Origin of the sequence: Burkholderia sp. AU18528 (genome assembly GCF_002223215.2) — a bacterium.
Classification (GTDB): Bacteria; Pseudomonadota; Gammaproteobacteria; order Burkholderiales; family Burkholderiaceae; genus Burkholderia; species Burkholderia semiarida.
In genome coordinates, this window is record NZ_NKFC02000003.1 from 156,474 (window position 1) to 178,438 (window position 21,965).

General features: G+C 67.1%; 21 protein-coding genes. 10 read left to right on the forward strand and 11 right to left on the reverse strand.

The window, feature by feature from the left end:
• Positions 1-50 precede the first annotated feature (50 nt).
• Positions 51-2,219 carry a M1 family metallopeptidase gene (locus CFB52_RS02250; RefSeq protein ID WP_059577131.1) on the reverse strand — a complete coding sequence of 723 codons (2,169 nt, stop codon included), beginning with the start codon at positions 2,217-2,219 and terminating at the stop codon, positions 51-53.
• Positions 2,220-2,861: 642 nt separating this feature from the next.
• Here CFB52_RS02250 and CFB52_RS02260 point away from each other — a divergent pair.
• The 4 genes from CFB52_RS02260 (at position 2,862) to CFB52_RS02275 (ending at position 6,093) form a co-directional block, all read left to right on the forward strand.
• Positions 2,862-3,356 carry an LEA type 2 family protein gene (locus CFB52_RS02260; RefSeq protein WP_059577128.1) on the forward strand — a complete coding sequence of 165 codons (495 nt, stop codon included), beginning with the start codon at positions 2,862-2,864 and terminating at the stop codon, positions 3,354-3,356.
• A gap of 154 nt (positions 3,357-3,510) precedes the next feature.
• Complete coding sequence (locus CFB52_RS02265) at positions 3,511-3,843, forward strand: YegP family protein (RefSeq protein WP_059577125.1); 333 nt, start codon at positions 3,511-3,513, stop codon at positions 3,841-3,843.
• Positions 3,844-3,979: 136 nt separating this feature from the next.
• A complete protein-coding gene (locus CFB52_RS02270) occupies positions 3,980-5,113 on the forward strand; it encodes a class I SAM-dependent methyltransferase (RefSeq protein WP_099316021.1) in 1,134 nt (377 codons plus the stop codon).
• Positions 5,114-5,202: 89 nt separating this feature from the next.
• A complete protein-coding gene (locus CFB52_RS02275) occupies positions 5,203-6,093 on the forward strand; it encodes an SAM-dependent methyltransferase (protein ID WP_099316041.1) in 891 nt (296 codons plus the stop codon).
• 58 nt (positions 6,094-6,151) lie between these two features.
• Here the strand turns inward: CFB52_RS02275 and CFB52_RS02280 are convergent, their stop codons facing one another.
• Together CFB52_RS02280 and CFB52_RS02285 are read right to left on the reverse strand one after the other, a co-directional pair.
• Positions 6,152-6,724 carry a DUF1415 domain-containing protein gene (locus tag CFB52_RS02280; protein ID WP_059577119.1) on the reverse strand — a complete coding sequence of 191 codons (573 nt, stop codon included), beginning with the start codon at positions 6,722-6,724 and terminating at the stop codon, positions 6,152-6,154.
• A gap of 76 nt (positions 6,725-6,800) precedes the next feature.
• Complete coding sequence (locus tag CFB52_RS02285) at positions 6,801-7,421, reverse strand: TetR/AcrR family transcriptional regulator (protein ID WP_099316022.1); 621 nt, start codon at positions 7,419-7,421, stop codon at positions 6,801-6,803.
• 219 nt (positions 7,422-7,640) lie between these two features.
• Between CFB52_RS02285 and CFB52_RS02290 the strand changes: the two genes are divergently transcribed.
• The 3 genes from CFB52_RS02290 (at position 7,641) to CFB52_RS02300 (ending at position 11,132) form a co-directional block, all read left to right on the forward strand.
• Complete coding sequence (locus CFB52_RS02290; RefSeq protein WP_059577114.1) at positions 7,641-8,924, forward strand: MFS transporter; 1,284 nt, start codon at positions 7,641-7,643, stop codon at positions 8,922-8,924.
• A gap of 157 nt (positions 8,925-9,081) precedes the next feature.
• A complete protein-coding gene (locus CFB52_RS02295) occupies positions 9,082-9,687 on the forward strand; it encodes a nitroreductase family protein (protein ID WP_099316023.1) in 606 nt (201 codons plus the stop codon).
• 194 nt (positions 9,688-9,881) lie between these two features.
• Positions 9,882-11,132: an Hsp70 family protein gene (locus CFB52_RS02300; RefSeq protein WP_099316024.1), complete on the forward strand. Its 1,251-nt coding sequence runs from the start codon at positions 9,882-9,884 to the stop codon at positions 11,130-11,132.
• 104 nt (positions 11,133-11,236) lie between these two features.
• Here CFB52_RS02300 and CFB52_RS02305 read toward each other — a convergent pair whose 3' ends face one another.
• The gene (locus tag CFB52_RS02305; protein ID WP_006477070.1) at positions 11,237-11,440 is read right to left on the reverse strand and encodes a cold-shock protein; all 204 of its coding nucleotides are present in this window, start codon (positions 11,438-11,440) and stop codon (positions 11,237-11,239) included.
• Between the two features lie 419 nt (positions 11,441-11,859).
• Between CFB52_RS02305 and CFB52_RS02310 the strand changes: the two genes are divergently transcribed.
• Positions 11,860-13,458, forward strand: coding sequence for an APC family permease (locus CFB52_RS02310; protein WP_059577105.1), 1,599 nt, complete (start codon positions 11,860-11,862; stop codon positions 13,456-13,458).
• 108 nt (positions 13,459-13,566) lie between these two features.
• On the opposite strand, the gene CFB52_RS02315 is transcribed toward CFB52_RS02310, so the two are convergent.
• The 7 genes from CFB52_RS02315 to CFB52_RS02345 form a co-directional block, all read right to left on the reverse strand.
• Positions 13,567-14,358, reverse strand: a complete 792-nt coding sequence (locus CFB52_RS02315; RefSeq protein WP_099316025.1) for a class III extradiol ring-cleavage dioxygenase — start codon at positions 14,356-14,358, stop codon at positions 13,567-13,569.
• A gap of 203 nt (positions 14,359-14,561) precedes the next feature.
• Entirely contained in the window at positions 14,562-15,158 is a 597-nt protein-coding gene (locus CFB52_RS02320) for a UbiX family flavin prenyltransferase (protein WP_059577100.1), read from the reverse strand.
• A 24-nt stretch (positions 15,159-15,182) separates the two neighbouring features.
• The gene (grxD, locus tag CFB52_RS02325; RefSeq protein ID WP_006477066.1) at positions 15,183-15,494 is read right to left on the reverse strand and encodes a Grx4 family monothiol glutaredoxin; all 312 of its coding nucleotides are present in this window, start codon (positions 15,492-15,494) and stop codon (positions 15,183-15,185) included.
• 67 nt (positions 15,495-15,561) lie between these two features.
• On the reverse strand, positions 15,562-16,404 hold the full coding sequence (prmC, locus tag CFB52_RS02330) for a peptide chain release factor N(5)-glutamine methyltransferase (RefSeq protein ID WP_099316026.1): 843 nt from the start codon (positions 16,402-16,404) through the stop codon (positions 15,562-15,564).
• A gap of 7 nt (positions 16,405-16,411) precedes the next feature.
• The gene (gene prfA / locus CFB52_RS02335) at positions 16,412-17,494 is read right to left on the reverse strand and encodes a peptide chain release factor 1 (RefSeq protein ID WP_099316027.1); all 1,083 of its coding nucleotides are present in this window, start codon (positions 17,492-17,494) and stop codon (positions 16,412-16,414) included.
• 92 nt (positions 17,495-17,586) lie between these two features.
• Positions 17,587-18,885: a glutamyl-tRNA reductase gene (gene hemA, locus CFB52_RS02340; RefSeq protein WP_059577092.1), complete on the reverse strand. Its 1,299-nt coding sequence runs from the start codon at positions 18,883-18,885 to the stop codon at positions 17,587-17,589.
• A 26-nt stretch (positions 18,886-18,911) separates the two neighbouring features.
• Positions 18,912-19,676, reverse strand: coding sequence for a response regulator transcription factor (locus CFB52_RS02345; protein ID WP_099316028.1), 765 nt, complete (start codon positions 19,674-19,676; stop codon positions 18,912-18,914).
• A gap of 171 nt (positions 19,677-19,847) precedes the next feature.
• Between CFB52_RS02345 and CFB52_RS02350 the strand changes: the two genes are divergently transcribed.
• Both CFB52_RS02350 and CFB52_RS02355 read left to right on the forward strand, forming a co-directional pair.
• Positions 19,848-20,102 carry a hypothetical protein gene (locus CFB52_RS02350; protein ID WP_059640126.1) on the forward strand — a complete coding sequence of 85 codons (255 nt, stop codon included), beginning with the start codon at positions 19,848-19,850 and terminating at the stop codon, positions 20,100-20,102.
• Positions 20,103-20,120: 18 nt separating this feature from the next.
• The gene (locus tag CFB52_RS02355; protein ID WP_059577083.1) at positions 20,121-21,935 is read left to right on the forward strand and encodes an aminopeptidase P family protein; all 1,815 of its coding nucleotides are present in this window, start codon (positions 20,121-20,123) and stop codon (positions 21,933-21,935) included.
• Positions 21,936-21,965: the final 30 nt, after the last annotated feature.

A 21,965-nucleotide genomic window follows, 5' to 3' on the forward strand; every position in this document is an offset into this window, starting at 1 on the left:
GTACGCCGGCCGGCGCCGCGGGTCGCGCGGCACCGGCCGGGTGCGCACCGTTACTGCGTTACTACCTTGCGCGGCTTGAAGATGCCCTGGTAATGCAGCGCCGGGCGTTCCTTCGTCACCGCTTCGATGCCGCCGAAGCTCGGCGTCTGGCGCAGCTTCATCGCGGCCGGCGAAGCGACCGAGCCGATCGACGTCGAGCGCGAGGCCGGCGCCAGGTTGTTCGCGACGAGCAGCGCCGCTTCGCTCTTCAGGTTCGCCAGCAGCACCGGATCGGTCGAGCCGTTGACCTGCGTGAGCACGCCGCTCCAGGCCGCGTCGCTGTAGTTCACGACGTAGTAGTCGAGACCGCTCGGGTCGGCCACCACGCCCGTGCAGCCGTCGATCCGCGTCTGCGCCTGCGTATCCTTCAGCGCGAGCGTCGTGCGTTTCGCGAGACCCTGGCCGTACGCGAGCGTGATCGGCACCGTCCACTGCAGGCCCGGATACGCGTTCTTGTTCGGGAACGGCTGCTGTTTCAGCGTGACGACGGTCTGGTTCTTCGTCAGGTCGCACTGCGTGTCGAGCGAGATCAGCGGCACGCCGGTCTGACGCACGTAGCTGTCGCCGATCGGGCCGACCGCCTGGCCGCTTTCCTTCGACAGCGCATCCCACAGACGCTTCGGCGTCCCGTTGCCGAACGAGTAGTCGACCAGGTACTGCTGCAGCCCCTTGCGAAGCGTCTGCTCGCCGAGATAGTTCTCGAGCGTCTTCAGCACGTGGCCGCCCTTGTCGTACGTGAACGCGCTGGCGCTCAGCACGAAGTCGTTCGACGCCCAGTCGTTGAAGTTCGGCGCGACCGGGAACGCGTTCGGGCCGATGTCACGATTGATCACGCGGTACTTGTTCTTCACCTGGTCGAGCCAGCTGAACTCGTCGGGGAAGAACTGGATCGTCGTCTTGTTCTCGAAGAACGTCGCGAACGACTCGTTGAGCCACACGTTGTCCCACCAGTCGGTCGTCACGAGATCGCCGAACCACTGGTGCGCCACTTCGTGCGTCAGCACTTCATTGCCGTAGCGCGACATCGGCTGGCCCGGCTGCGGCAGGATGTCGTCGGCGAACTCGAGGATCGAGCCCCAGTTCTCCATCCCGCCGAAGTTCAAGTCCTTCTGCTCCTTGAACGCGTCGTTCGCGGCGACCGTGTCGAACTTCGTCAGCGGCAGCGGGATACCCGTGTAGCGGTAGTAGTAGTCGAGCGCCTGCTTGGTGCGGTCCATCGCCGGCTTCGCCCACTCGCTCATGCCCGGCGGCGTGAACACGCGCAGGTGCAGGCTGCCCTTGGCGCCCGGCAGCGGGCTCGTGAAGTCGTCCTCGTAGGTGTCGAACATGCCGCCGCCGAAGAACAGCAGGTACGACGGCATCGGCGGGGTCTTCTCGAACTGCACGAGCTTGTAGCCGCCGCCGACGTTGGTCGACGGCTTCTCGGCCGCGTTCGACACGACGCGCCAGCTTTGCGGCACTTCGGCCGTCACTTCATAGGTCGGGCGGAACGCCGGCTCGTCCCAGCCGGGGAACCACTGGCGCGACAGGTTGGTTTCGCCCTGCGTCAGGATCGCGCCGCTCGTCTTGCCGTCGGTGCCCTTCAGGTCGACGCGGAACACGCCTTCCGCGGCCGAGCAGCCCGGATACGGATCGTCGCCGCAACTGCCGCCGGTCTGGTTGACCGGATCGTCATACGACTTGAAGTTGATGATGCCCGACCACTCCATGTGCAGCGAATAGTTGCCCGGTGCGATCGTGCCGGCGACGGGGCGCAACTGGTAGAAGTCGCCCTTGTCCTGCGGCGTCGCGATCAGCTGGATGTTGCCCGGCTGCAGCGTGATGCGGCCGTTCGTGAACTTGATCCGGTGGCCGGCGACCACGATGTTGTTGACCGGCTTGAGCACCTTGATCTCGACGTCGGCGCGGCCGTCGAACGCGTTCAGCGCGTCGTTCGGGCGGAACCACAGCCGGTAGTTCACGGGCACCACGGTGTCCGGCAATTCGACAGGCGAGACGCTCTTGTCGACGTTGGATGCGCTCGGCGGCGCGGTGACGGCGGGCGACGAGCCCGTGTGCGGCGCGCCGGCGGAGCTCAGCGCGGAAGCGGAGCCCGCACCGCCGTCGTCGCCGCCGCAACCGGCGAGCGCGAGTGCGGCGACGAGCGGCAGATAACGCATCTTGCGAATATGAATCGACATGACTGAAACCTCGATCGTTGAAAGAATCGTTCAGTGCTGCGAAAACGCCGGCAAAAGCAATCCCCTCGCCGTTTAATCAACGGCGAAAAAATGGCAATGACGGATTATTCGAAAAGACGGCGGCCGACTACGTGAAGGTAATCATGGTTTACTGCCCCCTCTGAATTTCCGGATGTCGGTTAACTGGCCGGTTCAAAATGGCCGTGCGCGTGTTGTACTGAATTGATTTCGCGCGCCCGACACGGGGCCGCACGCCCGGCGCGGGCGCGCAATCCCTTTGAACCGACGACCTACGGGGCTGGCCGGGCCAGGCCGCAGGACGGAAGGACAGCGTGTCGCCGTCCCGGAAATACGCCGTCATGCGGCTTCAAGGTGTGTCGGCTTGCTCCAAGGATGCGTAAATATACTTGATGGTTTTGGGTAAAGGAAACGAAAAATTTAGAAAGAACGTCTATTGAATTTCCGGCGCTTCATTGAACGCTGGAAGTCATTAATGCGCTTTCCGTTTGTCTGGCGATTTCGTAGTTTTAATCTATTAACGATCTGGTGGCGCTGCCGAAACTACGAAATCCGGTGAAGGATGGCGCGGTCGGTACAATGCATTGACGACCCGTTCACCGATCGCCGCGAGGAGGCCCTTCCATGTCACGCGCCCTGTTCCGTATCGCGCCGCTGCGCGCCGTGCTGCTGCTGTTCGCGGCCGTGTTCCTGCTGGGCGGTTGCGCGGGGTTCACGCGCGAGCCCGTGCGCGTGTCGGTCGCCGGGCTCGACCCGCTCGTCGGGCAGGGCCTCGAGATGCGCTTCAGCCTGAAGTTGCGCGTGCAGAATCCGAACGATGCGCCGATCGACTACGACGGCATCTCGGTCGCGCTCGACCTGAACGGTGCGCCGTTCGCGAGCGGCGTCAGCGATCGGGCGGGCACCGTGCCGCGGTTCGGCGAGGCCGTGCTCGACGTGCCCGTATCGGTATCGGCCTTCGCCGCCGCGCGGCAGGCGTGGAACCTGCCGGGCGCGGCCGCGAACGGCGAGTTGCCGTATGCGCTGCGCGGCCGGCTCGCCGGCAGCGGGCTGGGCGCCGTGCACTTCAACGACGCGGGCACGCTCCGTCTGCCCGCCATGCCGGGGTGGGGCGGCTAGGTCGCCGGGATGCATTCAACGTCGGCTAAATGTGTCGAAAAATTCACCATTTGACAGTCTTTAATGCTTATCCGCGCGAGATCTCGATTTTTGTCGACGCGACCCCTTACACTTGCCGATGTCCGAGGGTCGGACATTCTTTTAGGGGAAATTCATGGCGGCAAAATTCGAGCTCAAGAAGGCCACGAACGGCCAGTACTACTTCCACCTGAAGTCGGCGAACGGCGAGATCATCCTCGCGAGCGAGCGGTACGAGGAGAAAGGCGGCGCGAAAAACGGGATCGCGTCCGTGCGGGAAAATGCGCCGCTGGACGAGCGCTACGAGCGCAAGCTCGCCCACAACGGCGAACCGATGTTCAATCTGAAAGCAGCGAACCACCAGGTCATCGGTACGAGCGAAACGTACAGCAGCGTGCAGGCACGCGAGAACGGCATCGCGGCCGTCAAGCGCGATGCGCCCGGTGCGGAAACCCACGATCTCGCCTGATCGACGCTTGCGCCGCGACGAATGCCTTCGGGCGGCCGTCGCGGCGCCTGTTTTGCCGGGTCGGGCAAAGCGCGGTATGGTGTGGTCCGCGCGGTGAATTCTCGCCGCCGTTGAAGCCAACCGTAACCGAGTTCGCGTGACCGATTCCCCCGTTTTCCACTGGACCGACGCCGACGGCGTCGATCATGCCGTGCGCTGGCGCTCCGAGGCCGGCGTGCAACCGCCGAAGCGCGCGGTGCCCGCCGACGACGGCCTCACCGCCGACGCGGCCTACCGCCTCGCATGCGAGGGCACCGCGCTCGTCTGGCAGGGCGACTTCCAGAATGCGCGCCAGCTCGTGCAGGCGATGGCGCGCCGCGTCGAACGCAAGCCGAAGAAGGCGAAAGCCGCGGCCGGCGTCGACGCCTTCAATCTGCATCGCCTCGCGCAATCGCAGCGTGCCCGCACGCTCGGCATGTTGCTGATCCCGCTCGACGCCGATTACACGATCCCGCTGCGCCGCGCGCCCGACGTGCGTGCCGCCTGCGAGGAAGCATACGGCCCCGGCGGCGCGCCGTCGGTCGTGTCGCTGCGCGAACTGCTCGGCCTCGTCGGCGCGCACGAGTGGCGCAAGAAAGGCGTGCCGATCCCGGCGCTCGGCGGCGCGCCGATCCATCCGCACTACGGCGTGTTCTCGCCGGTGCGCGGCGAATACGTCGAGCTCGTCGCGCGCGCGCCGCTGCCGGCGACGTCGCTCGCGTTCGATATCGGCACGGGCACCGGCGTGCTGGCGGCGGTGCTTGCGTCACGCGGCGTCGAGCGCGTCGTCGCGACCGACCAGGATCCGCGCGCGCTCGCCTGCGCGCGCGAGAACGTCGCGCGGCTCGGTCATGCGGGCCACGTCGAGATCGTCGAGGCCGACCTGTTTCCGGCCGGCCGGGCGCCGCTCGTGGTCTGCAATCCGCCGTGGGTGCCGGCCCGGCCGAGCGCGCCGATCGAATATGCGGTCTACGATCCTGACAGCCGCATGCTGCGCGGTTTTCTCGCGGGGCTGGCCGCGCATCTGGAGCCGGGCGGCGAGGGCTGGCTGATCCTGTCCGATTTCGCCGAGCATCTCGGCCTGCGGCCGCGCGAAACCTTGCTGCAATGGATCGACGAGGCCGGCCTCGTCGTGCTCGGCCGCGACGACATCCGCCCCGCGCACCCGAAGTCGACGGACGCCGACGATCCGCTGCACGCGGCGCGCCGCGCCGAGGTCACGTCGCTCTGGCGCCTCGGCGCGCGGGCCTGACCGCGTATTTTCGGTAAACTGTCGCCATTCCTCACGAATTTTCGCCGCCGGGCCGTGGTCGACCGACCGTGGCCCGGCGCCGCTTCACGATGTCGAACAAGACCCACGAAATCCGTCCGGAGCAGTCCGTCGAGCTGCTGAAGGAACTGCACATCCTCACCCGCGACGGGAAGCTGAACCAGGACAGCCGCCGCAAGCTGAAGCAGGTCTATCACCTGTTCCAGTTCATCGAGCCGCTGCTCGCCGGCGTGCAGGCCGACAAGGACCACGTGACGCTCGTCGATCACGGCGCCGGCAAGTCGTATCTCGGCTTCATCCTGTACGACCTGTTCTTCAAGCAGCAGCCGGGGCACGGCACGCGGGCGTTCGCGTCGCACGTGTACGGCATCGAGACGCGCGAGGAACTCGTCACGCGTTCGACCGAGCTCGCCGCGCGGCTCGGGTTCGGCGGCATGTCGTTCCTGAACCTGTCGGTTGCCGATTCCATCACGTCGCCGCAACTGCCCGACACGGTCGACGTCGTCACCGCGCTGCACGCGTGCGACACCGCGACCGACGACGCGATCCGCTTCGCGCTTGCGAAGCGCGCGCAGCACATCGTGCTGGTGCCGTGCTGCCAGGCGGAAGTCGCGGGCGTGCTGCGCAAGAACAAGGGCAAGTCGCTCGCGAATGCGCTGACCGAGGTGTGGCGCCATCCGCTCCATACGCGCGAATTCGGCAGCCAGATCACTAACGTGCTGCGCTGCCTGCAGCTCGAAGCGCACGGCTACCAGGTCAGCGTGACCGAGCTGGTCGGCTGGGAGCATTCGATGAAGAACGAGCTGATCATCGCGCAGTACAAGAACCTGCCGCGCCGCAGGCCCGGCGAGCGGCTGAACGAGATCCTCGGGATGTTCGGGCTCGCCGAACTGAACGAGCGCTTCTTCGTCGCGCAGGCCGCGGCGGCGGGCGACGCCGCGGCCGAGCCGGCCGAAGGCTGACAGGCGAACGCGCGGCCGCCCGGGCATGGCGCCCGCGCCGCGCACGTTGCACGCCGCGTCACACGTCGTCGCCCGGGCGGCGCATCCATTCGCGCCAGCCTTCGTGGCCGAGGCGGCGCAGCGTTTCCTGATTCTTTTCGTAGATCGCGGACGCGTCCGGGAACGCATCGACCGCGCGCGCGATGCTGTCCTCGCGCAGCAGGTGCAGGATCGGGTAGGGCGCGCGGTTCGTGTAGTTCTCGATGTCGTCGGGTTCGGTGCCGTCGAACCGGTATTGCGGATGGAAGCTCGCGATCTGCAGCACGCCGTCGAGTCGCAACTGCTGCACGAGCCGCTCGGCGAAGAACAACGCATCGTTGTAGTCGACGAAATCGGCGAACGCGTGCGGGTAGATCACGAGCGTCGTGTCGACCTGCCGCGGATCCGCCGCTTCCAGCGCGCGCAGCTCGGTTTCGAGTTCGGCGAGCGCGTCTTCCAGCGTCGTCGCTTCGCTGATCGCGTAGCGCACCTGTTCCTTCACATAGACGCTTTTCGCGAACGGGCACAGGTTGAGCCCGATCACCGCGCGTGCGAGCCAGTGCCGCGTGGCGGCGAGGATGTCGTCGTGCGAGTCGGGGCGGGTGTCGGTCATCGTGATACCGGTCGGGCGCAAGGGCGAAGAGGGCCGCATTGTAGCGGGCGCGCCGGCGACGAATGCATGCGATCCGTCACGCGCAGGCCGCTTCGATCAACTGCGTGACGAGCGCGGGCGCGGTGCCGATCGGCGTTTCGCCGTGCCGGTAGGTCTGGCTCGCCGCGTAGATGCCTTCGACCACCAGCGCGAGCGCATCGGCCAGCGCCCTCGGTTGCCGCGCGCCGGCGCCTTCGCACAGCGCGACGAGCCGTTTCATCAGCTGCTCCTTGTTCTGCGCGACGCGTTCGCGCGCCGGGTGCGATGCATCCGGGAATTCGGCGGCCACGTTGACGAACGGGCAGCCGCGATAGTCCTTTTGCGTCGCCCGCTCGGCGAGGTCGACGAAATACTGGATCAACTGCGCCTTCGGTTGCCCCGGATGCTTCGCGGCGCTCGTATCGAGCCGCTCGAAGAAGCACGCGTCCATCCGCTCCAGATAAGCGAGGATCAGCTCGTCCTTCGACGCGAACTGGCGGTACAGGCTCATCTTGTTCACCCCGGCGCGCTCCACCACCGCCTCGACGCCGACCGTCCGCACGCCTTCCTTGTAAAACAATTCCTCGGCGGCACGCAGCAGGTGTTCCTGCGCGGTGGCGCCGTCGATCGGCCGGCGCGTGCGCCGCGCCGGCGGTTTGGCGACCTCGATGCCCGACATGATGACCCTCGACGACATAATGGATTGCTTGACATGTTACCGACTGGTAACTACGATCGCAACACAGTTGTGACCGGTCGGTAACAATCGCATCCGGATCAACAGACGAATGCCGAGCGTCGGCCTGGGTCAGCCGATGTTGAAATGCGTGGCGGAGGTGGCCTGGTCGGGCGGCGCGGGTGCGATGGCGCCGGCGCCCGCCAACTGGAGAACGCGAAAATGAATTGGGCAGTGACACGAATCGGCGGGCGCTTCCATTACGGATGGCTCGCGGCGGCGGTGGTATTCCTGATCCTGCTGGCGGCGGCCGGCACACGCGCGACGCCGAGCGTGCTGATGGTACCGCTCGAACGTGAGCTCGGCTGGAGCCGCGCGGCGATTTCGCTGGCGATCTCGGTGAACATCGCGCTATATGGCCTGACGGGCCCGTTCGCAGCCGCCGCGATGCAGCGCTTCGGGCTGCGCCCGACGATCCTCACCGCGCTCGTGACGATGGGCGCGGGCGTCGCGCTGTCGTCGATGATGACGCAGAGCTGGCAGATGGTCGTGATCTGGGGGCTGATGGTCGGCTGCTCGACGGGCGTCGTCGCGCTAACGCTGTCCGCGACCTTCGTCACGCGCTGGTTCCATGCGCGGCGTGGCCTCGTGATGGGGATCCTGACCGCGAGCACGGCCACCGGCCAGCTCGTGTTCCTGCCGATGCTCGCGGCGATCGCGCAGCGCCACGGCTGGCGGCCGGTCGTGCTGGTCGTCGCGGTGGCGGCCGCGATCGTGATTCCGCTCGTCGCGTTCCTGCTCCCGGAGCGGCCTGCCGACGTGCAACTGCGCCCGTACGGCGAGCCCGCCGATGCGCCGCCCGCGGCCGACACGACGAAGGAGAACCCGCTCGCGGTCGCGTTCCGCACGCTGCTGACGGCGAGCCGCTCGCGCGACTTCTGGCTGCTGTTCTTCAGTTTCTTCATCTGCGGCGCGAGCACCAACGGCTACGTCGGCACGCACCTGATCGCGATGTGCAGCGACTACGGGATGACCGAAGTACAGGGCGCGTCGCTGCTCGCGGCGATGGGCATATTCGACCTGTTCGGCACGACGCTGTCGGGCTGGCTGTCCGACCGTTACGACAACCGCGTGCTGCTGTTCTGGTACTACGGGCTGCGCGGGCTGTCGCTGATCTATCTGCCGCACGCGTTCGGGATCGATTTCTTCGGGCTGCCGCTGTTCGCGATGTTCTACGGACTCGACTGGATCGCGACCGTGCCGCCTACCGTGCGACTCGCGACCGACGTGTTCGGCAAGGCGGCGGCACCGGTCGTGTTCGGCTGGATCGTCGCCGGCCACCAGCTCGGCGCGGCATTCGCGGCGCTCGGCGCCGGGCTGCTGCGCGCGAGCCTCGGCACCTACACGATCGCGTCGATGATCTCGGGCGGGCTGTGCATCGTCGGGGCGCTGATCGTGTTGCGGATCAACCGCGGTCCGTCGCGCGCGGCCGCGCAGGCAGCCTGATCGCGGTGGATCGACCGGCCGCCTGCACCGCGGCCGGCCATTGCACGCAAGGAGATTTGCATAGCGCGGCAGGATCGGGCGCGCAACCGTTCAAGCAGGTATGCTTGCTGTTCGCCGGGGCGTTCGCGCCCCTTCATCGATGTCAGCGAGGAACCGCATGTCCGTCAAACCTGCTCCCACCACTGTTTCGATTCACGATCTGATCGCGGGCCGCTGGAGCCCGCGCGCGTATTCGGATGAACCCGTCAGCGCCGGCGATCTCCACGCGGTGCTCGAAGCGGCACGCTGGGCCCCGTCCGCGTACAACGCGCAACCGTGGCGTTTCATCGTATTCGATCGCACCCACGACGAAGACGCGTTCAAGCGCGCGTTCGCGACGCTGGTGCCGTTCAACCAGGGCTGGAATGCGCCGGCGCCAGTGCTCATCGCCGTGACCGCGCACACGCTCACGCCGAAGGGCGAGCCGGCGCCGACCGCGCTGTACGACGCCGGCGCCGCCGCGATGTCGCTGGTGCTGCAGGCGCACGCGCTCGGCCTCGCCGCGCATCAGATGAGCGGTTTCGACGCGAAGGCATTCCGCGACGCGTTCGCGATTCCGGCGGACGTCGCGATCGCGTCGATCATCTCGCTCGGCCACTACGGCAACGTCGACAAGCTCGATCCCGTGCTGCGCGATCGCGAGAAGGCGCCGCGCACGCGCCATGCGATCGGCGAAGTCGTCTACGCGGGTGCTTGGAAGAAGAGCTTCGACGCGGCAGCCTGACCGCGCGGGCTGGCAGGGTGCGTCGCCGCGCATCTTGCCCCGCGCAGGTTCCCCCGGCGCGCCACGCGGCGCGCCGTCGCCGCCGGCGACCGTTGCGCGGCGCCGGCGGCCGGCCCCGGTTGTGATCCCGCGGGCTTCATGTTAAAAAGCCCGTCCTTTCCGTTTTCGCGCCGGCCCTGCTGCGGCAATTTCCCATGACTTACTGCGCGATCGATTTCGGCACGTCCAATTCCGCCGTGGCGCTGCCCGACGGCGATGGCATGCGCCTCGCGCCCGTCGAGGGCGACCACCTGACGCTGCCCACCGCGATCTTCTTCAACAACGACGAAGAGACGGTCGAATACGGCCGGGCGGCGCTGGCCTCCTATATCGACGGTTTCGACGGCCGGCTGATGCGCTCGATGAAGAGCATCCTCGGCTCCCCGCTCGCGGAAACGACGACCGATCTCGGCGACGGCAGCGCGATCGCGTACACCGAAATCATCGCGCGCTTCCTGATGCACCTGAAGCGCAAGGCCGAAGCGTGTGCGGGCGCGCCGGTCGGCCGCGCGGTGCTCGGCCGGCCCGTGTTCTTCGTCGACGACGATCCGCGCGCCGACCGCCTCGCCCAGGATCAGCTCGAGGCGGCCGCGCGATCGGTCGGCTTCGCGCACGTTCACTTCCAGTACGAACCGATCGCCGCCGCGTTCGACTACGAGTCGCGCCAGTCGGCGGAGCGCCTCGTGCTCGTGGCCGACATCGGCGGCGGCACGTCCGACTTCTCGCTCGTGCGTGTCGGTCCGGAGCGGATGGCGCGGCTGGAGCGCAAGGACGACGTGCTGGCGCACCACGGCGTGCACGTCGCGGGCACCGACTACGACCGGCGCGTCGAGCTCGCGGCGATCCTGCCCGCATTCGGCTATCGTGCGCTCGACCCGGAAGGGCGCGAGCTGCCGAACAAGATCTACTTCGATCTCGCGACCTGGCACCTGATCAACACCGTCTACACGCCGAAGCGAATCGGCGAGCTGAAGCTGATGAAGCACCTGTATCAGGACGTGCGGCAGTACGACCGGCTCACGAGCGTGGTCGAGCAGCGGCTCGGGCACGCGCTGATGGCGCGGGCGGAAGAAGCAAAGATCGGCGTCGCGGCGGGCGGGGAGACGATGATCGACCTGAACGACGTGGAAGAGGATCTGCAGATCGCGTTCGACGCCGATCGCCTCGTCGAGGCGAGCCGCGACGACACCGCGCGCATCGTCGACGCCGCGCGCGAGACGGTGCGGCTCGCGGGCGTGGCGCCGCGCGATGTCGGTGCGCTGTATTTCACCGGCGGTTCGACGGGGCTCGCGTTCCTGTCGGGGGCGCTCGCCGGCGCGTTCCCGGATGCGCAGCCGGTGTTCGGCGATCGCCTCGCGAGTGTCGCGACGGGCCTCGGGATTCACGCGCAGCGATTGTTCGGCTGAAGGGCGGGCGGCCAAAAGGTCGCCACGCCGGCCGGACGATCGGCGCCCAAAAACAAAAAGCCCCGCCGAAGCGGGGCTTTTTTACACGAATGATCGCGCCAAGCTTAGACCGGACGGATGTTCGCAGCTTGCAGACCCTTCGGGCCCGTCTTCACTTCGAATTCAACCTTCTGGTTTTCTTGCAGCGTCTTGAAGCCTTCGACGCGGATTTCCGAGAAGTGCGCGAACAGATCGTCGCCGCCGCCTTCCGGGGTGATGAAGCCGAAGCCCTTTGCGTCATTGAACCACTTGACGGTACCGGTTGCCATGTTACTTGTTCCTAAAAAGATAAAACGGGGCCGAAGCCCATGGGGTGCGGAAAATCAAGGAAGGGGTAATAGGACCAACCGGAGTACCGTTGATGGGCGAACTACGAAAGAACCAATTCACTCGCCACTTGAAATCCTGCGAAGTCCTTTATACGGCTAATCCGTCTGACGGTCAACCGTATTCCCATGCTATCAGGGTTATTGCGGAGATCAGGTTTACAAAGCTTGCAAGCGATGCGAATTTTTTGTAGGGGCCGATCGATTTTGGCGCCACGTTTAAGGTGCAACCGTTAAACTACGCGCCGCGTGGACGGGTTGCCCCGATCGGGCAACCGTCCCCCCAAGAATGCGTGCGCGGTGCAGTCCGAGCCGATCCCGGACAGCAGGCCGACCATGCTTTTTGAGACACAGGAGAGGATGTGAAGAGTTCTATTCAACGGAACATCGGCCCGTTTGCATTGATGCTGACGGGGCTGGGTTCGATTATCGGCTCGGGCTGGCTGTTCGGTGCCTGGAAAGCCGCGAAGATCGCCGGTCCGGCGGCGATCTGCGCCTGGATCATCGGCGCTGTCGTCATTCTCGCGATTGCGCTGACGTATGCGGAACTGGGCGCGATGTTCCCCGAGTCGGGCGGCATGGTGCGTTACGCGCGCTACTCGCACGGTTCGCTGGTGGGTTTCATCAGTGCATGGGCCAACTGGATCGCGATCGTATCCGTGATCCCGATCGAGGCCGAAGCGTCGATCCAGTACATGAGCACGTGGCCGTATCCATGGGCGCACGCGCTGTTCGTGAACGGCGAGTTGACGACCCCAGGCCTGCTGCTGTCGGCCGTGCTGGTCGTCATCTACTTCATGCTGAACTACTGGGGCGTCAAGGCGTTCGCGCGGGCGAACACCGCGATCACGATCTTCAAGTTCCTGATCCCCGGCCTCACGATCCTCGGCCTGATGCTGACGAGCTTCCATTCGGAGAACCTCGGTACCGCCTCCAACGCGAGCTTCGCGCCGTACGGCTGGTCGGCCGTGCTGACCGCGGTCGCGACGAGCGGCATCGTGTTCGCGTTCAACGGCTTCCAGAGCCCGGTGAACCTGGCAGGTGAAGCGCGCAATCCGTCGCGCAGCGTGCCGTTCGCGGTGATCACGTCGATCCTGCTCGCGCTCGTGATCTACGTGCTGCTGCAGATGGCCTACATCGGCTCGGTGAACCCGGCGGACGTCGCGAAGGGCTGGGCGCACTTCGACTTCTCGTCGCCGTTCGCGGAACTCGCGATCGCGCTGAACCTGAACTGGCTCGCGATCCTGCTGTACGTCGACGCGTTCATCAGCCCGAGCGGCACCGGTACGACCTACATGGCGACGACGACCCGCATGATCTACGCGATGGAGCGCAACAACACGATGCCGAAGATGTTCGGCAACGTGCACCCGATCTACGGCGTGCCGCGTCAGGCGATGTGGTTCAACCTGCTCGTGTCGTTCATCTTCCTGTTCTTCTTCCGCGGCTGGAGTTCGCTCGCGGCGGTGATCTCGGTCGCGACGGTGATCTCGTACCTGACGGGCCCGATCAGCCTGATGGCGCTGCGCCGCGCGGCGACCGACATCGAGCGTCCGCTGTCGATTCCGCTGATGAAGCTGATCGCCCCGTTCGCGTTCGTGTGCGCGTCGCTGATCCTGTACTGGGCGAAGTGGCCGCTGACGGGCGAAATCATCCTGTTGATGATCGTCGCGCTGCCGGTGTACTTCTACTTCCAGGCGAAGTCGGGCTGGACCGGCTGGGGTGCCGACCTGAAGGCCGCGTGGTGGCTGGTCGCGTACCTGCCGACGATGGCCGTGCTGTCGCTGATCGGCAGCAAGGAATTCGGCGGCTACGGCTACCTGCCGTACGGCTGGGACATGCTGATCGTCGCGGCGATCTCGCTGGTGTTCTACTTCTGGGGCGTGAATACCGGTTACCGGACCCAGTATCTCGACGAGCGCGAGTCGCACGACGAGATTCTCGAAGGCGTCGGTGTCTGACCCGGCCTGCCGCCGGATTCGGCGGCGGCAGGACGCAGTGAAAAAAGCCCGTCCGAGCGATGCTCGGACGGGCTTTTTGCTGGCCGGCGGTCGCGCCGCCGTCCAGGTTCAGGCGCCGGCGTTCGCGAACACGTAGTTCGTCATCGCGAGCACGCGCTGGTAGGTGCCGAGCGACTGGATGCCGAGCCGGTAGTCGTCGTCCGCCGCACCGAGTGCCGTGAAGACCGGCAGCAGGTGCTCGTCGGTCGGATGCATCAGCGCCGCGTGCGGTGCCTGCCGGCGGTAGTCGAGCAGCGCGTCGACGTCGCGCGACGCAAGTTTCGCCTCGAACCAGTCGGTGAATTCCGCGACGCGCGGGTCCGCGTCCTCGGGCGCCGCGCCGAAGTCGGCGGCGCGCAGGTTGTGCGTGATCTGGCCCGAGCCGATCACCATCACGCCTTCGTCGCGCAGCGGCCGCAGCGCGCGGCCGAGCGCGAAGTGATGCGCGGCGTTCGCGCGCGGCTGGATCGACAACTGCGCGACCGGCACGTCGGCTTCCGGAAACATCAACAGCATCGGCACCCACGCGCCGTGATCGAGGCCGTGCTCGGTCGTCGCGGTCGCGATGCCGGCCGCGTTCAGCAGGGCGGCCGCGCGCTCGGCGACGTCGGGGGCGCCCGGCGCCGGATAGCGGATGTCGTACAGCGCCTGCGGGAATCCGTAGAAGTCGTGAATCGTGTCGGGACGCGCGGCGACGCTCGCGACCGGCTGTTGCGTGCCCCAGTGCGCGGACAGCATCAGCACCGCACGCGGGCGCGGCAATTCGGCGCCGAGGTGCGTGAACGCGCCGGACGGCAGCGTCGGGTCGATCGGCAGCGTCGGGGCGCCGTGAGACAGGTACAGCGAAGGCAAGCGGTTCATGATGGTGACCTGCAAAAGGGTTTGCCGCTGACTATAGGCGCGTACCGTGCATTGATAAATTGGTGTTCCGGAATTTGATTGACGCCTGAACGTTGATAATTGCGTCGAGGTCCCGGCTTTCGGGTGCCAGTTCGCATCGGATCGCGTGAAATAGAAGGCGTTGCGGTGCAGATCGGCGGAAATGCGCGCTGAAGAGCCGTAACTTACTGCGCGTGCCGGATACCGGCCCACGGCGTCGTTTGCGGAGCGCTGAGCGCGAACAGGTCGAGGACACGCGTGACGGTCTGGTCGACGAGTTCCTCGATCGTCTTCGGCATCGCGTAGAACGCGGGCAGCGGGGGAAACACGATGCCGCCCATTTCGGTGACGGCGGTCATGTTGCGCAGATGGGCGAGGTTGAACGGCGTTTCGCGCACCATCAGCACGAGACGGCGGCGCTCCTTCAGCGTGACGTCCGCCGCGCGCGTGATCAGGTTGTCGGACAGCCCGTGCGCGACGCTCGCGAGCGTCTTCATCGAACAGGGCGCGATTACCATGCCGTCGGTCGCGAACGAGCCCGACGCGATGGTCGCGCCGACGTCGCGCACCGAATGCACGACGTCCGCACGGCCTTCGACGTCGGCCTTCGGCAGCTTCAGTTCATGCTGGATGTTGAGCCAGCCGGCGTTCGAAATCAGCAGGTGCGTTTCGACGCCGCCGGCGGCGCGCAGCAGGTCGAGCAGCCGCACACCGTAGATCGCGCCGGTGGCGCCGGTGATCGCGATGATCAGCCGGCGTGGCGGCGCGCTGGGAGATGCCATCGAAAAGGGGGCGGGTGCCGCGCGTCAGGCGGCGGCGAACAGTTGCTGCAGTTCGCCCGACTGGTACATCTCCATCATGATGTCCGAGCCGCCGATGAATTCGCCCTTCACGTAGAGCTGCGGGATGGTCGGCCAGTTCGAGAATGCCTTGATGCCCTGGCGGATTTCGTCGTCCTCGAGCACGTTGACCGTCTTGAACTGGTCGACGCCGCAGGCCTTCAGCACCTGCACGGCGCGGCCCGAGAAGCCGCACATCGGGAATTGCGCGTTGCCCTTCATGAAGAGCACGACCTGGTTTTCGTCGACGATTTGCTTGATACGTTGTTGGGTGTCCATGACTGACCTTGCGTTTGCGGGGCGTTAGATCGAAATGATAGCGGATTTCAACCGGGCGGGCCGGCCATCAGCCCGGCCGGCGGCCGCCGGTCGTGCGTTCGATGGCGGCGAGATCGGCGCGCGATTCCACCGCGACGAAGCCGTGCGACGCCAGGATCGCGCGGACGGCTTCGGCCTGGTCGTAGCCGTGCTCGATCCACAGCGTGCCGCCCGGGTTCAGACAGGCGCCGGCGCCCGCGACGATCGTGCGGATCGCGCTGAGGCCGTCGGCATCGTCGGTGAGCGCGCCGCGCGGCTCGAAACGCAGGTCGCCCTGCGCGAGGTGCGGATCGTGCTGCGCGATGTACGGCGGGTTGCTGACGATCGTATCGAACGCGAGCGCCGGATCGAGCGCCGCGTACCAGTCGCTCTGCAGCCAGTGCAGCGGGCCGCCGGGGCGGTGCGCGCCGAGCAGCTTGTCGGCGTTGCGTCGCGCGACCGCGAGCGCGGCCGGCGAACGGTCGAGCGCCCACACGCGCGCGTCGGGGCGCTCGGCCGCGATCGACACGGCGATCGCGCCGCTGCCGGTACCGAGATCGAGCACGGCCGCATGCGGCAGGCCGTCGATCGCATCGAGCGCCGCTTCGACGAGCAGCTCGGTCTCGGGGCGCGGGATCAGCACGTCGGGCGTCACGTCGAACGGGCGGCCGAAGAACTCGCGCATCCCGACCAGTTGCGCGACGGGCTCGCCGGCGACGCGGCGCGCTTCGAGCGCGCGGTAGCGTTCGACCGCGGCCGCGTCGAGCGGCGCGTCGCCGCGCGTGATCAGTTGCGTGCGGGTCCAGCCGAGCGCGTGCGCGAGCAGCACGCGTGCATCGACCGGGTCGAGCGGCGAGGCGCGCAGCAGGGCGTCGGCGGTGGCGTCGGACATCGCGGCCTCAGTCGGCGTCGCCGAGCGACGCGAGCAGCTCGGCCTGATGCTCGGTGACGAGCGCGCCGATCAATTCGTCGAGATCGCCGTCCATGATCGCCTCGAGCCGGTACAGCGTCAGGTTGATCCGGTGGTCGGTCATCCGGCCCTGCGGGAAGTTGTACGTGCGGATTCGCTCCGAGCGGTCGCCGGAGCCGATCAGGCTCTTGCGCGTCGCGGCTTCTTTCGCGTGCTGCTCGTGATACTGCTTGTCCTTGATGCGCGCGGCGAGCACCTTCAGCGCGCGATCCTTGTTCTTGTGCTGCGACCGGTCGTCCTGGCACTCGACGACCATCCCGGTCGGGATGTGCGTGACGCGCACCGCCGAATCGGTCTTGTTGATGTGCTGGCCGCCCGCGCCGGACGCGCGGAACGTATCGATGCGCAGGTCGGCCGGATTGATCTCGACCTCGCCGATCTCGTCGGCTTCCGGCATCACGGCGACCGTGCACGCGGACGTATGGATGCGCCCCTGCGTCTCGGTGGCCGGCACGCGCTGCACGCGATGGCCGCCCGATTCGAACTTCAGACGCGAATACGCGCCCTGGCCCGCGATCCGCACGATCACTTCCTTGTAGCCGCCGAGATCCGACGGGCTTTCCGACATCATCTCGACCTGCCAGCGCTGGCGTTCCGCGAAGCGCAGGTACATGCGCAGCAGGTCGCCCGCGAACAGCGCCGATTCGTCGCCGCCCGTGCCCGCGCGGATTTCGAGGAAGATGTTGCGGTCGTCGTTCGGATCCTTCGGCAGCAGCATCTTCTGCAGCTCGGTCTCGAGGCGCGCCATGCCCTCGCGCGCGCTGCGGATTTCGTCTTCCGCGAAATCGCGCATCGACGGATCGGCGAGCAGTTCCTGCGCGGCCGTCTCGTCGCTGCGCGACTGGCGCCATAACGCGTATTGCTCGACGACCGGGCCGAGTTCCGCATGTTCGCGCGTCAGCTTGCGGTACTGGTCGAGGTCGGCCGTGACGTTCTCGCGGCTCAGCAGGTCGTTGAGTTCGGCCAGCCGGGTGGAAAGCTGGTCGAGCTTGCGTTGCATGCTCGTCTTCATGGTGTGGAGCGGCGCTCCCGGGCAAGGGGTATTCGGAAAGGATAGGCCGGCGGCGGGACAACGGCCGACGGCGGCAGGGCGACCGGGCAGCGCTAGTGGCCGGACTGGTCGTTCGAGCGCGGCGCGTGCTGGTAGAAGCCGCGCATCAGGTCGATCAGCGAATCGCGATCGGCGCCGTTGACGCGGTTGAGCGCGCTCGTCGGACCGTGGATCAGCTTGTTGGTCAGCGCCTGCGACAGTGCTTCGAGCACGGCGGCCGGATCGTCCCCGCGCGCGAGCAGCTTCTGTGCCTTCTCGACTTCGGCCCGGCGCAGCGCGTCGGCCTGCGTATGCATGTGACGGATCACCGGCACGACGCTGCGCGTGTCGAGCCATTGCATGAAATTCTGCACGCGCGTCTCGATGATCGCCTCGGCTTGAGCGACCGCGGCCTGGCGCGACGCGTTGCCTTCGCGCACGATCGCGCCGAGATCGTCGACGGTGTAAAGGAACACGTCCTTCAGCTTGCCGACTTCGGGCTCGATGTCGCGCGGCACCGCGAGGTCGACCATGAAGATCGGCCGGTGGCGGCGCGCCTTCACCGCGCGCTCGACCGCGCCGAGGCCGATGATCGGCAGCGTCGATGCGGTGCACGACACGATGATGTCGAATTCGTGCATGCGGGTAGGCAGATCCGCCAGCGGCATCGCGCGGCCGTTGAAGCGTTCGGCGAGCCGCTGGCCGCGTTCGGCCGTGCGGTTCGCGACGACGAGCTCGCGCGGACCCTGCGCGGCGAAGTGCGTCGCGCACAGCTCGATCATCTCGCCGGCGCCGATGAACAGCACGCGCTGATCCGACACCTTTTCGAAGATCCGTTGCGCGAGGCGAACCGCGGCGGCGGCCATCGACACCGACTGCGTGCCGATTTCGGTCGTGCCGCGCACTTCCTTGGCCACCGCGAACGTGCGCTGGAACAACTGGTTCAGATAGGTGCCGAGCGCGCCGGCTTCCGTCGCGGTGCGAACGGCGTCCTTCATCTGGCCCAGAATCTGGGTTTCGCCCAGCACCATCGAGTCGAGGCCGGACGCGACGCGGAACGCGTGCCGGACCGCTTCCGACTGCGGCAGCGCATAGACGTGCGGCGCGAGCTCGTCGACCGGGATCCGGTGATACTCCGACAGCCAGCGGACCGCGCCTTCGCGGGCCGCGCGATCGTCGGTCGCGCAATACAGTTCGGTGCGGTTGCAGGTGGAGAGGATCGCCGCTTCGGGCGTATTGGGCGCCTGCGGGCCGAGAAACACGTTCTTGAACGTGGCGAGAGCCGGCTTGATCTGCTCGAGCGGAAACGCCACGCGTTCGCGCAGAGCGACAGGCGCAGTGTGGTGGTTGATTCCGATCGTGAGGAGTTGCATATCGAGGGCTATCGTTTAGCCCCATATTATAGCGTTTCGGTGATTTCCTCACTCGCTGCGTACCGGCCATCGGCGTGGCGGGGCCGCGAATTTGGGGGTTCGATCGGCACGCGGTCGAGCTGATAGCCGAAGCCGTAGAGCGGCAACAGCCGGTAGCCGCGCTCCGGAAGCAGTTGCAATTTGCTGCGCAGCCGGGACGCGTGCGTGTCGAGCGTGCGCGACTTCATGTCGCGGCGGCGCCCCCACACCGTTTCGAGGATATGGGCGCGCGACACGGGCCGCGACACGTTCGTGAGCAGCAACTGCGCGAAACGGAACTCCTTCGGCGTCAGTGAAACGATTGCGTCGCCGAAACGCACGAGGCAATGCGTGGCGTCGAATGCGTATTCGCCATACATTTCGCGCGAGCGGGCGGGTGCGCGGCGTACGCCGGCGCGCCGGCTCAGCGCGTTGACGCGCGCGAGCAACTCGGGCCCGCTCACGGGGCGCACGAGACAATCGTCGGCGCCCGCGTGCAGGCACGAGACGATTTCGCTCTCGCGCGCCGACGGCATCACGGCGATGGCCGGCAACCCGGGCAGGACCGCTTGCGCGCGCGGAATGACTTCCTGCGCCGGCTGGTCGCCGGCCCAGTGGCCCGTGACCAGCATGTCGCAGGTGTTGTCGGCGGCGAGCCACGCGAAGAATGCGGCGCTGGACGCAAATGCGTGACACACGTGACCGCCCGCGAAGAGCAGGCGGTTCAGGAGTGCGGCATGGCGCGACTCGGGATCGATCAGAGCGATTCGCATGAGAATTTCTTCAATACGGCAGCAGGCGCGCGCTTGCCATAACGTCGAGTCGGCCCCTACACTCGAACGTTCGCGGCGCCCGGTTGGTCTCGGGTTCGATGAATGAATCGATGCTAGCCGCTGGCAACGTTCACGCCTATGGGACGAATCTGAATTTATAGAAGGCGTCGAATGAACTGGTTTGGAATCCTTGTCCTGGGAGCGGCCGTCGGGCTGTTCGGCCGCTGGCTGCACCCGATGCGGCGCACGGGCCGGCCGGCGTGGTGGATCGCGGTGCTCGTCGGCATCGTGGGCGCGGCCGCCGCCCGCATGGTCGGCAATCTCTCGGGACTGTTTTACGATGGCGAGACGCTCGAATGGCCGGTCTGCACCGGCGTCGCGTTCGTCGCCGTAGCCGTGACGGTCGCGTTGTCGGCCCGTCGCTGAATGCTCTCAGGTGAAATCATGAATGCCCGTCTCCCCGAAGTCTCGCCGGTGCCGGCCCGCCTCGCGCTGCTGCGCGGCGCCATGGCCCGCGAGAATCTGGCCGCCTATCTCGTGCCGTCCGCCGATCCCCATCTGTCCGAATACCTGCCCGAACGCTGGCAGGCGCGCCGCTGGCTGTCCGGCTTCACGGGTTCGGTCGGCACGCTGGTCGTGACCGCGGATTTCGCGGGGTTGTGGGTCGACAGCCGCTACTGGGTGCAGGCCGACGCCGAGCTGGCGGGCACCGGCGTGCAGCTGATGAAGATGACGGGCGGGCAGCAGAGCGCGCCGCACGTCGACTGGCTCGCGCAGAACGTGGCGGCGGGCGCGACGGTCGGCGTCGACGGCGCCGTGCTCGGCGTCGCGGCCGCGCGCGCGCTGACGGCCGCGCTGAGCGCGCGCGGCATCGCGCTGCGTACCGACGTCGACCTGCTCGACGCGATCTGGCCCGAGCGGCCCGGGCTGCCCGGCGATGCGGTTTTCGAGCACGTGGCGCCGCAGGCGGACACGACGCGCGCGAGCAAGCTCGCCGAAGTGCGCCGCGCGATGCACGCGCAGGGCGCGCAATGGCACTTCGTGTCGACGCTCGACGATCTCGCGTGGCTGTTCAACCTGCGCGGCGCCGACGTCAACTTCAATCCGGTGTTCGTTGCGCACGCAATGATCGGCGCCGATCGCGCGACGCTGTTCGTCGCCGACGGCAAGGTGTCGCCGGCGCTGGCCGCGTCGCTCGCGCAGGATGGCGTCGACGTCCGCGCCTACGACGCCGCGCGCGCGGCGCTCGCGGCGCTGCCCGACGGCGCGACGCTGCTGATCGATCCGCGCCGCGTGACGTTCGGCACGCTCCAGGCCGTGCCGGCCGGCGTGAAGCTCGTCGAGGCCGTGAATCCGTCGACGTTCGCGAAGTCGCGCAAGACGTCCGCCGAGATCGAGCACGTACGCGTGACGATGGAGCACGACGGCGCCGCGCTTGCCGAATTCTTCGCGTGGTTCGAACAGGCCGTCAATCGCGAGACGATCACCGAGCTGACGATCGAGGAGAAGCTCACGGCCGCGCGCGCCCGGCGCCCCGGCTATGTATCGGCGAGCTTCGCGACGATCGCCGGCTTCAACGCGAACGGCGCGATGCCGCACTACCACGCGACGCGCGAGTCGCACGCGACGATCGCCGGCGACGGCCTGCTGCTGATCGATTCGGGCGGCCAGTACGTGACGGGCACGACCGACATCACGCGCGTCGTGCCGGTCGGTACCGTCAGCGACCTGCAGCGGCGCGATTTCACGATCGTGCTGAAGTCGATGATGGCGCTGTCGCGCGCCCGCTTCCCGCGCGGCATCCGCTCGCCGATGCTCGACGCGATCGCGCGCGCGCCGATGTGGGCGGCCGGCCTCGACTACGGCCACGGCACCGGGCATGGCGTCGGTTACTTCCTGAACGTGCACGAAGGCCCGCAGGTCATCTCGCACTATGCGCCGGCCGAGCCGTACACGGCGATGGAAGAGGGGATGATCACGTCGATCGAGCCGGGCGTGTACCGTCCGGGCCAGTGGGGCATCCGAATCGAAAACCTGGTCGTGAACCGGGCGGCCGGGCAGACGGAATTCGGCGATTTCCTCGCGTTCGAGACGCTGACACTGTGCCCGATCGACACGCGCTGCGTGCTGATCGAGATGCTGCACGACGAAGAGCGCGCGTGGCTGAACACGTATCACGCGACGGTGCGCGAGCGCGTCGGCCGGCACCTGAGCGGCGACGCGAAGGCGTGGCTCGACGCGCGCACGCAGCCGATCTGACGCAACGTGAGGCAACGGCCGGATCGCGAT